This is a genomic window from Shewanella morhuae, from assembly GCF_003028295.1.
GTDB lineage: Bacteria > Pseudomonadota > Gammaproteobacteria > Enterobacterales > Shewanellaceae > Shewanella > Shewanella morhuae.
The window spans coordinates 1,760,588-1,773,568 of sequence record NZ_PYSG01000002.1 but is presented as its reverse complement, the minus strand read 5'-3'; the positions used below and the strand labels follow the sequence as shown (position 1 = coordinate 1,773,568).

Genomic DNA, 12,981 nt, shown 5'->3' with positions numbered 1-12,981 from the left:
ACTGAGCATTAAGAGCAAGTGTACTAGCAAATCATTTTAGCAATGGATGATCGGCTGGCAGTTGACGAGTGATCCACAAAATTAGCTTGTGTTTCATGTTTGGTCCATCTTCTTTGTCTTTAGCCAGTGGTTGGATTAAGTTATCTGTGACTAATAACCGGTAAATACACTCAACCTTATCCTTAGGTGAAATACCTTTATCAAAATCAGCATAACCGCGTTTTTTGGCATAGCCAACACCGATTTCCATGGCAAATTTCAATATTTGCGCTTCATTTTTATGTGGCTTCATTAGCGTTCCTCTGGTTGCACACCGAGCCTACTATGCTGGTATTAATGATTGCAATTAGCAGCTTACCTTATGGCTCACTTTGGAACCGCGCGGTATATCAATTATTTCTATTGTTTATGTTTGCTGTTCACTCGCAATGACCGCTTTTATGCCATGGGAGTGCACTTTAATGCACACATTATCGTGTTTAAAAGCGATCGTTGGGTTGGCTAAACGTTCCTTATCGCCTTTTGGCGAGCTCATCTTAACCTTGATGCCTTGGTAGGGGCTAACCTCTGGGGTTGATGGTGTTGGTTGCAACAATGGCTTTAACGTAGGGCATAGAGTTAGTAAGTCTTGGCTAAGGGTTTGGCAATCTTCAGCCATTGATTCAATCACCAGTTCAATATGTTCCCACCCTTCTTGTGGATATACTTTATCGCTGGGGTAGGGTAATTCAATACAGTCAATGCGAAATTGTCCGAGGGTGAGTGGTGTATCTAATTCGATAATAAGGATCGTGCGGCCGTTAATTATATTATCTGAAATAATATTTCCCACGCGACTAAAAGCCTCTCGCAGTGCATCGGCGCTGGTGATGGAATTAACGCGCAGTGCCACGTGATCGCAAAACAGGGCTTTATCCGCTAAATCTAAGGTGTCGAGTAAAGCCAAAATTTGCGTTTCAAAGACTGGCCAGTGTTGCGTTAATTGCTCATAGCTGATGCCGGCAGTTAACGGTGCAGTGAGTTCATTAGATTTAGCCATAGAGACTCCAAGGGATTTTATTGCTGTTAGTTTCTATTCTTTAATTGAAATAAGTAGCGATAATTCAACTAACAGCATGATTTAACGTTAAATAAAAACGCCCATTAAACTGGGCGTATTGGATATTCTGTTCATGCTTAATCGGTATATTGCGATAGGAAGCGGGCTAAGATTAAGGCCAAATCTCAATCGGGGTGCCTTCATCGACCACTTTCCACACTTCATCCATTTCGGCGTTGGTAATTGCGATACAGCCGTCAGTCCAATTGTATTGTTGGGCTTGCTGGGGCGACAATGACGATTTAGGATTTTGGCCGTGGATCATGATCATACCGCCAGGTCTAATGCCCAGGGCTTTTGCGCGCAATTTATCTTCTTCATTGGGGTAGGAAATATGAATCGATTTATAATAAGCACTATCTGACTTTTTATAATCAAGGGTATAGCGCCCTTGAGGTGTGCGTTGGTCACCTTCCTTTAACTTATGTCCAGCGGGTAAATCACCCATAGCGATGTGATATTGTTTTAGTATTTTGCCATCGCGCAGTAAAGCCATGCGGGATTCAGATTTAGTGATCACCACCAAATCCACTTTACCCATGCCAGAAGCGCCTGAGGCATGTAATGTGGGTGAAGCCAGTGCCGCGATAGTCACAGTGAGGTATGTCAATGTGGAAAGTAGGGTGGCGCGCATTAAAGTCCTCGGAAATAAACTCATGGGTTGAATGAGATGGATTGTTAACTTTTCGGCATCATACCGTAATTTTACCGCGCTGTGAGTAGATTATTTTGAGCTGAGTGCAATTGCATGGCAGACTCGTGGCATATTTATGTTGTAACCCCTCTGTTAATACGTTAGTTGCAAGGAAGTGTGTATCTGTATGCCTGAGAATATTCAATCCGAAAGTCCATTAAAGCGTCAATTACGCCTCATTATTTTTGGTACAGATACTCCCGCAGGTCGCTATTTCGATATCGGCTTAATGTTGTGTATTGTGCTGAGTGTCGGTTTGGTCTTTCTCGATACAGTTGAAATGTTTCATCGCGAATATGGTCAAATTATTCGTGTATTAGAATGGGTTTTTACTGTCATATTTACGATTGAATATGGTCTACGTTTATACTGTGCCACCCATCCTGTGCTGTATGCTCGCAGTTTTTATGGGCTAATAGATTTGTTATCGGTATTACCCACGTATTTAGCGCTGTTATTCCCCGGTGCTAACTTTACCTTAGTCATCCGCATACTGAGGTTATTCAGGATCTTCAGAGTGCTCAAACTTCTGCGTTATTTAAGCGAAGGTAATGTTTTGCTTAAAGCAATGATGCAGTCGAGCCGAAAGGTTTTTTTATTTTTTTTCTCGGTCAGTTTGATCGTTATGGTGCTCAGTGCAGTAATGTATGTAGTTGAAGGGCCTAATAATGGCTTTAGTTCAATCCCTAAATCTGTGTATTGGACGATTGTGACAATTACCACTGTTGGCTACGGTGATATAACTCCTCAGACCGGATTAGGGCAGGCTATTGCGTCGTTAACTATGCTCATTGGTTATTCCATTATTGCTATCCCCACGGGTATTTTAACGGCTGAAATTTCCCATGAGGTGAGGCGAAGTCGAGACTTACGCAGCTGTAACCAATGCCACAAAACTGGCCACGATCTTGATGCCATGTATTGTAGCCGCTGTGGTTGCGAGTTAGATAAATTAGATGTCCCCGCTGAAAAAGGCGATAAATAATGGCAGTTGCTGATTTTTTTATTCTTATAGGTAAAACACACGTATGACGCAAGCCAAGTTTGTTGAAGGGCCTATTTTACGGCATATCTTAGTAATGAGCTCGACCTCTGCGGTAGGAATTTCTGCCTTATTTGTGGTGGATTTACTGGATATCTTCTTTCTCAGTTTGTTAGGCGAAAATGAGCTTGCCGCTGCGGTGGGCTATGCGGGCAGCATCTCGTTTTTCACGACATCTATTGGCATAGGGTTATCAATTGCATTAGGCGCGCTAGTGTCTCGCTCTATTGGTGCAAAAGACGTAGTGCTGGCAAAACGGCTATTACTCAATAGTGCAGTCGTCACCACCTTAATTAGCGTGCTGGTGGCTGTGGTTGTGACTAGCTTTATTCCTGAGCTAGTGGCATTAGTTGGCGCCCGTGGACATACGGCGGTGCTTGCGGCCAGTTATTTATATATTTTAGTGCCTTCGCTGCCTTTTATTTGTTTAGCGATGGCGCTGGGCGGGGCTTTGCGCGCGGTAGGCGATGCCAAACTTTCTATGATGTCTACCTTAGCAGGCGGTGGTGTTAATGCCGTGCTAGACCCTATTTTTATCTTTATGTTCGCGATGGGCATAGAAGGGGCTGCATTGGCATCGGTATTGGCACGAGTGGCAGTGTTTGTAATTGCCGGTCGCGGGGTGGTGATCAAACATCAGTTACTGGGTCATTTTAACAAAGCGCACTTTGTCGCAGATCTTAAACCTATTTTTGCGATTGCTGGGCCCGCGATGTTAACCAATGTGGCGACGCCCATTGGCAATGCCTTTGTTACGCGTGCGATTGCCGATTTTGGTGATGCTTATGTGGCGGGTTGGGCCGTGTTAGGGCGTTTGATCCCAGTGGCTTTTGGGATGATTTTTGCCCTTTCTGGCGCGATTGGGCCAATCATTGGGCAAAACTTTGGTGCGGGACAGTTTGATAGAGTAAGGGAGAGCTTGACCAGAGCCATCCAATTTTGCACTGCGTATGTGCTGAGTATGTCGTTATTGCTGTTTGTGCTTAAGTCGCATTTGATTAATGTGTTCGATATGAAAGGTGACAGTGCTGATGTTATTAACTTTTTTTGTAGTTATATCGCGGTGTTCTTTATCTTTTCGGGGATTTTATTTGTAGCGAACGCGTCATTTAATAACCTGGGTAAGGCCAAATATTCCACGTTATTTAATGTTGGCAAAGCCACATTAGGCACAGTGCCTTTTGTGTATTTTGGCGCGCTGTGGGGCGGGGTTTATGGTGTGCTGATTGGACAAGTGATAGGCTCTGTACTCTTTGGTATTTTAGGTGTGCTAGTTGCCTATCGCTTGGTGGATAAAGTGGCTACGCAAGCACAACAGCTATCTTCCTATACAGTGAGCGACACATTAAACAAGCAAGATGAGATTGCTAACTGCGTTGCAGAGCATTCACCTAGCGCGGTTAATCCACTGTCATCAGTGCAAGCGCAAATGGCACAATTAACCGAAGAACAAGAAGTCGATGTTACTTTGCGGGTGATAAGTGGCGATGACGCCATAGCTGATGACAATGAATTAGCTCCAAAATCCCTTAAGTCTGATACATAGTCTTTTGGCACAGCGTAAACACGAATGTGTTTTGGGGATTGACGATTAATCTTAAGGTTGATTAACGGCTAATACATACAAAAAATGCCACTCGATTCAGTGGCATTTATGCATTTAAAACTTAACATCTTGGCGATGTATTCAGCCTATGTGAGGCGTATCGTCGGTATTATCCGTACTGGTCTCAGCAATTTGAGTGGCTTCTAAGGATTCAAGCTTCGCACGCTCGGCCTTAGAGACATAACCAGATTTTGCGGGCAACCCAATTGTGGCAGGGTCGACTTTATTCAGTCTAGCCTTGGCGCGCTTCGCTATTTTCTTGATGATTTTTTGTTTCTTGTTCATGACGTCTCTAATTTCGTTTCGCACCCGCTATGCGCAGGAATATGAGGCCAAGGGCTCAATTGAGGGCGGATTCTAACTCAATCTGAGCGAGCTGACCATGCTTTGCTGTATTTTGTCAAAAAAGAAGCGTGCATTCAATGTCAGGCGTTAGCCCTTTATTTAGTACAAGTCGTTTGGTACAAGAAATAAGCATAAGCGTTTTGAGTTGGGGTTATGCAATAGAAGGTGCGTATTTTTCGATGTGTACTGACAATACGTACTATTAGTGCAGGTCAAAAGCCATTATATTACTTGCCGATTATTGATGCTGAAATGACTAAAGTGAGCGCTATCGCTCATAGCTTGCACAGAGGAATACGCTTTGCTAACTAAAATGACCTTTTTTGAACGCTTTGAGCGTGACATCTTAAGTGGTGCTAAAACTATTACACTGCGTGATGAAGCGGAATCCCATGTTGAGTCAGGACAAATATTACCGGTTTCAACCTTTGAAACAGACCGCTGGTTTTGCGATATCCAAATTGTTGATGTGACGCCCGTGTCACTCTCCGAGTTGACAGATGTACATGCCGAGCAAGAAAATATGACATTAGCGCAATTACGTAATGTCATTGCTGAGATTTATCCTGGTCTTGAGCAATTATTTATGATCCGCTTTAACGTGTTACCGCAGTAAAATAGTCAACTTAATGGAGCATAAAAAAAGCGTAAAAGGCAGCACGGCAACTTTTACGCTTTCACTATTTTAATCGGATACTTGACGGGGTCATTATCGCGCCCAAGGTAACAGCTTTTGGGCGAATTGGTCAGCTTGGCCTAAACCAATCGCGGCGCGATGGCGCATCCTATATAAGGCTTGGTAGCACAAAGGCACCAAATATAAGCTGGTAAGAGTCGAGAATGACAAGCCTCCGATAATCGCAATAGCCATGGGCGAATACGGCGGGCCGCCACCACCAATTTGGGTCTCACCCATTGCCAGCGGTACTAATCCCAGCACCGTAGTGCCGACTGTCATTAATACTGGGCGCAAACGCGTGATACACACATCTCGAATGGTAGTGGATAATTTGTCGAGATCTGGCGTCATCTGATTAATCTGATCCACCAGAACGATGCCGTTATTCACCACTATGCCCATTAAAATCAATATGCCTATCATGGCCATCACCGAAATAGGCGTACCTGTGATAAATAGCGCCAAAAATACGCCAGTAATAGAAAATAAAATCGAGGTAATAATGGCTGTCGGTAATAACAGTGATTCAAATAAGGCTGCCATTACGATATAAATCATTGCGATAGCCAATAACATATTGGTCGTCATAACACTTTGGTCTTCATCTTGTCGCTCAAAACCACCGCGCAAAGAATAATCGTAACCCGTCGGGAAATGGATATTCTCCATCACTTGCTTGATCTTGGTTTGTGCCTCTTCTGTGGTGAGGTTTTCTAAATTAGCACCAATCGACAAAGCCGTTTGGCGATTAAAGTGTTTGATTGTGTCAAAGCGCGGTTGGATCTTGATGTTTGCTAAGTTATCTAAGGTGTATACCCTTTGATCGATACGCACTATGGGTAACTGTTTGAGTTTTTCTAAGGATTGTTGCCATTCTTGGTCGTAGGCCATTTCGATACGCAGCTCGCCATTGGGATCATGACGGAAGGATCGCAGCGGCGAACCGCGTAGCGCCATAGCAATACTCGAAGCAATTTCATTGAGCTTTAAATCTAACCGTGCTGCCATTTGTCTATCGATGCGGATAACGACTTCCTGCTGCGCGCCGTTTAACTCAGAGCGAACGTCTTGTAATCCTTTGATATTTTGTAGTAAAGGCATTACCTGTTCGCTTAAGTTAATCAGCTCAGAGGTTGAGCGTCCTGTGAGCGTAACGCGCACGCCAGAGTTATCATCCCCCCAACCAAATTGCGGTTTGGCGATAGCATACTTAGGGAAACCACTGCGGATGTTCTTTTTCAACTCATCCAGTGGTATAGGTAAATCTTTTTTTAGCAAAATAACTGACGAACCATCGTCGGGTGCATAATAGCTGTAGACAGAGTCAATATGAAATTTATCTTTATTATTATAAAGATACTCTTCCATTTGATTAACCATCGCCTCAGTCACATTGAGGTTATGCCGACCTTCCACTTGATAGTTAATGTAAATTCGCTCCTTGCTCTGGCTGTCCTCTTGATCCTGTTTAACCATAGATAGTGGCAGGGCGGTGGACGCGAGAATAGCCACGGCGATAAAGCCTGAACGCCAAGGTCTAAGCAATACCCAATTGAGGCTATTGTTGTAAAATCGCTGCAACTTACTAGGGCCTTTTGAGGGCGCTATATCAAAATGCAACTTAGTCAACATCAACGGGATCAAGGTTTTAGCCACCAGTAGCGATGCGGCAAGGGAAATACAAATCGCGATGGCAACATGCTCAAGGAAAATCGTCAGCTCGACTTTTACGCCAAAGATATTAGGTAAAAATACGATGGCAGTGGTCATAGTCCCCGCTAAAACGGCCAGCGATACTTTATCGACCCCCGTCATTACCGATTCTTCATTATCTTTTAATGATTTGCCCTGTTTCTCCTGCAGAACGCTCTCGGTGACGACGACTGCGTTATCAATTAACATACCGATGGCGAGTAAAAGTCCCATCATCGACAGAATATTCAAGCTGTAACCGAGTAAGTACATCGCGGCGAGCGTCATGCCGATTGAAATCGGTACAGATGACACGACCACTAAAGTCATTTTTAAATTACGCAGAAATAAGTACAACACGACAAAAGACAATAACGCGCCGATTAAGCCTGAAAGTAGCAAGTCAGCCAGCGATGACTTTACGCCAGAAGCTTGATCTTCCATGATAAATAGCCGAATACCTTGAAACTGTGGGTCTTGTTTGGCTTGAGAAATCACCTTTAATACACGGTCTGATACTTCTACTAAGTTAGCGCCGGATTCTTTAAACACATCTAAACCCACAGCGTAGTGTTGATCTAAATGGCGACCTTCGACGCGTTCAGGCAGGGCAAACTGCACCTTAGCAATGTCGCCTAAGGTCAAACCAGGACTGAGTATGAGCGCTTTAATATCTTCAAGGTTTCTAAACTCACCTTTTGGCGAGACTTGGTAAACAAGGTTACTGGCTCTGAGTGTGCCAGCGCTAATGATAAAGTTCTCTCTGGCAAGGCGTGCTTGCAAGTTAGTTACTGAAAAGCCACTGGCGGCAAGTTTATCGGCATTAATGCGTGCCTCAATCTGTTTTTGTTCAACGCCGTAGAGGCTAACCTTAGAGACGCCTTCAACACGTTCAAGCGGACGTTTAAGCTGTTTATCGAGTAAGTCGAATGCACCCGACAGCTCGCGGTCGCTCGATATGCGTATGGTGAGCACGGGCATATCGGCGGTAGAAAATTGACGGATAAATACTCGCTCAACATCTTTAGGCAGTAAATGGCGCACCGCATCGATTTTTTCCCGCGCTTCTAGGCTCTTTGTTCCGACGTTTTCACCCCACTTCATATTGATTTCGATTTCAGCGCCTTCTTGAGACGATTCTGACTCAAGCTCGTCAATGCCGCCCATTGTCGCGAGGGATTCCTCCAGCACTCGGGTGATATCGCGCTCGACTTCTGCCGGAGTCGAGCCCTTGTAAGGTACTTGCACCACAATTTGCGGTATATCGATACCGGGGAACATTTCTAGCGGTAATAGACGACTTGAAGCCAGACCAAATAGCAAAATAGCCAAGAAGAACATGCTGGTGGTCACGGGACGCTTAATGGCTAAACGAGTGAGGTTCATGGGCGAGCCTCCTGTGTATCATGCTCAATCTGGCAGCTTTCTACGGTATATTCCTTGCGATCGAAAAGCGCATAAAGCACTGGCAGCACAATTAACGTCAGTAAGGTTGATATACTGAGTCCAAAAATGACTGTAATCGCCATCGGTGCACGCACCTCGGAGCCATCGCCTAATCCTAGCGCCATTGGCAATAAACCTAAGGTAGTGGTGAGCGTGGTCATCATAATTGGGCGTAGGCGTGATTTAGCGGCGGCGCGAATAGCCTCGAGCTTTTGGGCACCTTCGCGGCGCAGTTGGTTGATGCGATCAACTAATACAATCGCGTTGTTCACTACAATTCCCGCAAGCATGATAAGACCGATAAATACCACCACACTCAAATGGGTTTGGGTGATATAAAGTCCAAGTACGCTACCTGCCAAAGCCATCGGCACGGCAAACAGAATTAGGAGTGGATGCAATAGCGATTCAAACTGACTTGCCATCACCAAATAGACTAAGAAAATGGCTAAAACAAGCGCAATTTTGAGTGATTTGAATGAATTTTCCATTTCCTCATTCTGCCCACCAAAACGAGCTTGCACCGATGCGGGTAACACTTGTTGCGACAGTATTTGCTGCGCCTGTGCCACGGCATCACTTAAGTCTCCGTAGGCGATATTCGCCGATACAAGTGCGACGCGCTGTTGGCTGATACGGTTAATCGCCGAGGGGCCTAATTGCAATGAAACTTCGGCAACCGCACTTAACGCAATAGGCTGGCTGCTGTTTGGATTAATAATTAAAGCATCGATATCGCTAATTTGATCGCGCTCAGCAAGTTCGCTGCGTACCAGAATATCAATTTTACGGTCACGCACAGTGTACTGGCTGGCAATAGTGCCGCCAACGCGCTGGGCAATGCGGTTGGCAACCGTTGGCGCATCCATTCCGAGCGCCGCTAACCTTGCATGGTCAAAGCGGATACTGAGCTCAGGTTGACCATCGCGCAGGCTGGTATTGACGTCAGCAAAACGATCCGATGCAGATAATGCTTTGACTAGATTATCGGCGCTGTGCTTGAGCAAGTTTAAATCGTAACCCGTGAGTTCTATTTCTAACGGCGTTTTAAAGCTAAATAATTCAGGTTGTTCGATTTTAGCTTCAAGTTCAGGAATGCGGCGCGCGGTATCTCGCAGCACTTGAGTGATGGTGTTATAGGCACTGTGATCTGTGAGTACCACTTGCAAACGGCCCCAGTTTTCACCTCCGCGAGCGGTGTCTGATGTCATCAAGCCACCACTACCAGCTTGGCTATAAGCATGGTTGACTTCGGGTTTGTCCTTGATGGACAACGCGAGTTGTTGTAATACCTTATCGGTTTCACTCACCGCAGTCCCTGGCGGAAGCAGGATCTCTACATAAAACTCACCCTGATTCATCGGCGGAATAAGCTCCATACCTAGGCGAGGTAACAAGCTAATACACGCGCTCGTTATCGCAATAGTGAGCAGCAGCGTGATTATTTGTTGGCGCAGCGCTAAGGCTAATAGTTTGTGATAAACCTTCTCGATACTGTGGTAGATAAAGTTAAACCCTGAGCTTAAAGGACGCATGACTAGCCCAATAAGCCAAGAAAATAAGCGGCTTAAAATAAGCACTAAGGTTAATAGTGCTCTGGGTAAGTAACTAAATATAAGAAGAATAGGGAAGCTAGATGCTGTCTTACTGTAGTGCTTAAACTTACCCATTTTAGTGGTAGGTTTGTCCGTAGATGGTTTTTTTTCCAGTGCGGGTAAGGTTTTAACACCTTCGCGAGATGCCAACATAGGAATAGAAGTGAGTGCAACTAACAGCGATGCTAAAAGCGCAAAGGTAACTGTTAGCGCTTGGTCTGAGAACAGAGCGCCAGCAATACCATCGACAAATACTAATGGCACAAATACCGCAAGAGTGGTGAGGGTTGAGGCAAAAATCGCCTCAGCTACTTCCTTTGTGCCTGTTACTGCGGCATCTAACTTACTCATGCCTTCGCTACGGCAACGGTCAATGTTCTCTAATACTACAATGGCATTATCGACCAACAAACCAATCGCCAGTGCAATTCCACCTAATGACATGATGTTTAAGCTGATATCGGCAAAATACATCATATTGAATGTGGCGATGACGGAGAAAGGAATCGAGATAGAAATAATCAGTGTTGGGATGATGTTACGCAGGAACAAGTAAATCACTAGCATAGATAATACGCTGCCCATTAGCGCTGAAGAGGTCACTTCACTGATGGCACTTTCGATAAACTCAGATTGGTCGTAAATCACTTCGAGTTTGTTTTGTTTAGGATCTTGATTGATTTTAGCCAGTTCATCACGCAGTTTTTTGGCAACGGCCACGGTATTAGCATCACCTTCTTTATAAATAGCCAGCTCAATCGATTCTTGGCTACCGATGCGGGTGATATCACTGCGCTCTTTATAGGCATCAGTGATGGTGGCAACTTCAAATAAACGCACTAAGGTTTGTTCATTACGATAGACAATAACTTGGCCAAGCTCTTCCAATGAATTGAATTGATTGAGTGTTCTGACTAAATATTCACGATCACCTTGGATGACTTTACCCGCAGAGAGGTTAATGTTTTCTTCGTTAATGCGACGTTTAATGTCATCGGCATTGAGATTGAGCTGCGATAGTTTTTCTTGATTGAGCAGAATATGCACTTCTTGCTCTAAACCACCCGATAAACGCACCGCAGCCACACCCGAAAGGGCTTCTAGGCGCCGTTTAAGCTCTTCTTCTGCGTAGGTACGCATTTGCTTAAGATTGGCTTCTGAGGCATTGGGTACCGATAAGGCCAGACGCATAATTGGGTCAAGGTTAGGGTTAAAACGCAGCAATAAAGGTTTTTTAACATCTAATGGCAGGGCGATAGTGTCGAGCTTTTCACGCACATCTAAACTCGCCATGTCCATCGTGGTGCCCCATTCAAACTCAAGCACCACATCTGACATGCCCGATCGTGAAATAGAGCTAATTTTGCGTAAGCCTTTGACCACGCCAACGGCTTCTTCAATTGGTTTTGAGACGAGTTGCTCGACTTCTACAGGCGCTGCACCGTCATACATAGTGCGAATAGTTAACGTGGGATAGCTCAAATCTGGCAGTAACTTAACCGCCAAGCGTGAAAACCCCACCATACCGAATAACATCACCGCCAGCATGAACATCCACACTGTAACGGGTCGTTTAACTGAAGTGCTGATAATTGACATAAATGACTCCAATCAGTTTTTAGCAGAAATAAGATTGAGTGGAGTGATCACTTCGACTAATGATTGATCTTTCAGGTTTTGCTGGCCACGAGTCACAACTTGCTCTCCGGGTTTAATGCCAGTAATAACTTCGACTAAATCCCCTTCACGGTAGCCAATTTCAATTTCTCGGCGATTAGCGTTCGCCCCATCAATCACATACAACGCTTGTTTATCATCTTGGTTAATCAAGGCGCTGTAGGGGATAGTGATAACATTTTCATGGGTATCATATTTAAGTTCAACACGGGTAAACATGCCCGCTTTAAGACGTGCATCTTGGTTAGGTACAGCGAGTGTTACCTTAAAAGTGCCGCTTTGTGGGTCAACAATTGGGCTTATCCGCAACACTTTGGCATGAATAGCACGCTTGCTTTGTTGATTGCTAAACACTTGAGCCTCTTGGCCGAGTTTTAAACTTGCCAGTTGTTGCTCTGGTAAATGTACGATGCCGTGCAGCTCATCTTGGTTAACGATGTAAAAAAGATCGCCGTATTCCTTGGCCATATTGCCCGCTTTTACATAACGCTTAGCGACTACGCCACTGATGGGTGACACCACTTGGCTTTCTGTGACTTGCAGCTTGGCGAGATCTTTTTTTGCAATAGCCGCTTGCAAGTTATATTCGAGCTTGGCCATTGAGTCGGCGCTAATAAATTCTCTGTTGCCCATCTTTTTAAGACGGTTTAATTCTTGCTCAATAATTTTTACTTCAGCTTCTGAGCGGTCTAAATCGTATTGTTGCCTTTTTGCATCGATAACAGCGAGCACTTGACCCTTTTGAACACGATCGCCTTCTTCAACAGTAAGTGATTCAATCAATCCAGAAATACGGCTGACGACATTGGCTTCTTGCGGCGCTTCTAAAGTGGCGGTCGTGCTATAAAAAGAGGAAACGTCTCCTTGCTTCACTGTAGTGGTTTCGACGGGAATGGCATATTTTTCTTCTTTTTTGGCCACTTCCTCTCCACCACAGGCTGCCAGCATTGAAATCATAAATAATGGCAGAATGAATTTAGCAACTTTTGACTTTCTCATAAGAGTATTACCGGTTGTATTTATCGTGATGACATGTAAAAGCACAAAATATGCCAATGTTATAATTTGTTTTATTTCAATTACTTATTCTGGGTGTTGATGGCGTG

The 12,981-nt window shown here is 44.6% G+C and carries 10 protein-coding genes; 3 read left to right on the top strand and 7 right to left on the bottom strand.

Annotated elements, in window-relative coordinates; genetic code table 11:
* Positions 1–31 precede the first annotated feature (31 nt).
* The 3 genes from C9I43_RS08265 to C9I43_RS08255 all read right to left on the bottom strand — a co-directional run bounded on the left by C9I43_RS08265 (position 32) and on the right by C9I43_RS08255 (position 1,733).
* Positions 32–292, bottom strand: a complete 261-nt coding sequence (locus C9I43_RS08265) for a DUF5062 family protein (RefSeq protein ID WP_006081993.1) — start codon at positions 290–292, stop codon at positions 32–34.
* 114 nt (positions 293–406) lie between these two features.
* The gene (locus tag C9I43_RS08260; RefSeq protein WP_107883134.1) at positions 407–1,039 is read right to left on the bottom strand and encodes a VOC family protein; all 633 of its coding nucleotides are present in this window, start codon (positions 1,037–1,039) and stop codon (positions 407–409) included.
* A 172-nt stretch (positions 1,040–1,211) separates the two neighbouring features.
* The gene (locus C9I43_RS08255) at positions 1,212–1,733 is read right to left on the bottom strand and encodes a L,D-transpeptidase family protein (RefSeq protein ID WP_076499607.1); all 522 of its coding nucleotides are present in this window, start codon (positions 1,731–1,733) and stop codon (positions 1,212–1,214) included.
* 187 nt (positions 1,734–1,920) lie between these two features.
* On the opposite strand from C9I43_RS08255, the gene C9I43_RS08250 reads away from it, so the two are divergent.
* The gene (locus tag C9I43_RS08250; protein ID WP_076499609.1) at positions 1,921–2,778 is read left to right on the top strand and encodes an ion transporter; all 858 of its coding nucleotides are present in this window, start codon (positions 1,921–1,923) and stop codon (positions 2,776–2,778) included.
* A gap of 43 nt (positions 2,779–2,821) precedes the next feature.
* The gene (locus C9I43_RS08245; protein ID WP_258191858.1) at positions 2,822–4,381 is read left to right on the top strand and encodes an MATE family efflux transporter; all 1,560 of its coding nucleotides are present in this window, start codon (positions 2,822–2,824) and stop codon (positions 4,379–4,381) included.
* Between the two features lie 141 nt (positions 4,382–4,522).
* Here the strand turns inward: C9I43_RS08245 and C9I43_RS08240 are convergent, their stop codons facing one another.
* Positions 4,523–4,726 carry a DUF2986 domain-containing protein gene (locus C9I43_RS08240; protein ID WP_107883133.1) on the bottom strand — a complete coding sequence of 68 codons (204 nt, stop codon included), beginning with the start codon at positions 4,724–4,726 and terminating at the stop codon, positions 4,523–4,525.
* A 373-nt stretch (positions 4,727–5,099) separates the two neighbouring features.
* Here C9I43_RS08240 and yqfB point away from each other — a divergent pair, with 373 nt between their 5' ends.
* Positions 5,100–5,402 carry a N(4)-acetylcytidine aminohydrolase gene (gene yqfB / locus C9I43_RS08235; RefSeq protein WP_076499773.1) on the top strand — a complete coding sequence of 101 codons (303 nt, stop codon included), beginning with the start codon at positions 5,100–5,102 and terminating at the stop codon, positions 5,400–5,402.
* Positions 5,403–5,495: 93 nt separating this feature from the next.
* Here the strand turns inward: yqfB and C9I43_RS08230 are convergent, their stop codons facing one another.
* From C9I43_RS08230 to C9I43_RS08220, 3 genes are read right to left on the bottom strand one after another with little or no spacing between them, the layout of a single operon-like run.
* Positions 5,496–8,543, bottom strand: coding sequence for an efflux RND transporter permease subunit (locus C9I43_RS08230; RefSeq protein ID WP_107883131.1), 3,048 nt, complete (start codon positions 8,541–8,543; stop codon positions 5,496–5,498).
* Entirely contained in the window at positions 8,540–11,797 is a 3,258-nt protein-coding gene (locus C9I43_RS08225) for an efflux RND transporter permease subunit (RefSeq protein ID WP_107883130.1), read from the bottom strand. Before C9I43_RS08225 ends, C9I43_RS08230 begins: the two co-directional genes overlap by 4 nt.
* A gap of 12 nt (positions 11,798–11,809) precedes the next feature.
* Positions 11,810–12,874: an efflux RND transporter periplasmic adaptor subunit gene (locus C9I43_RS08220; protein WP_076499775.1), complete on the bottom strand. Its 1,065-nt coding sequence runs from the start codon at positions 12,872–12,874 to the stop codon at positions 11,810–11,812.
* Positions 12,875–12,981 lie beyond the last annotated feature (107 nt).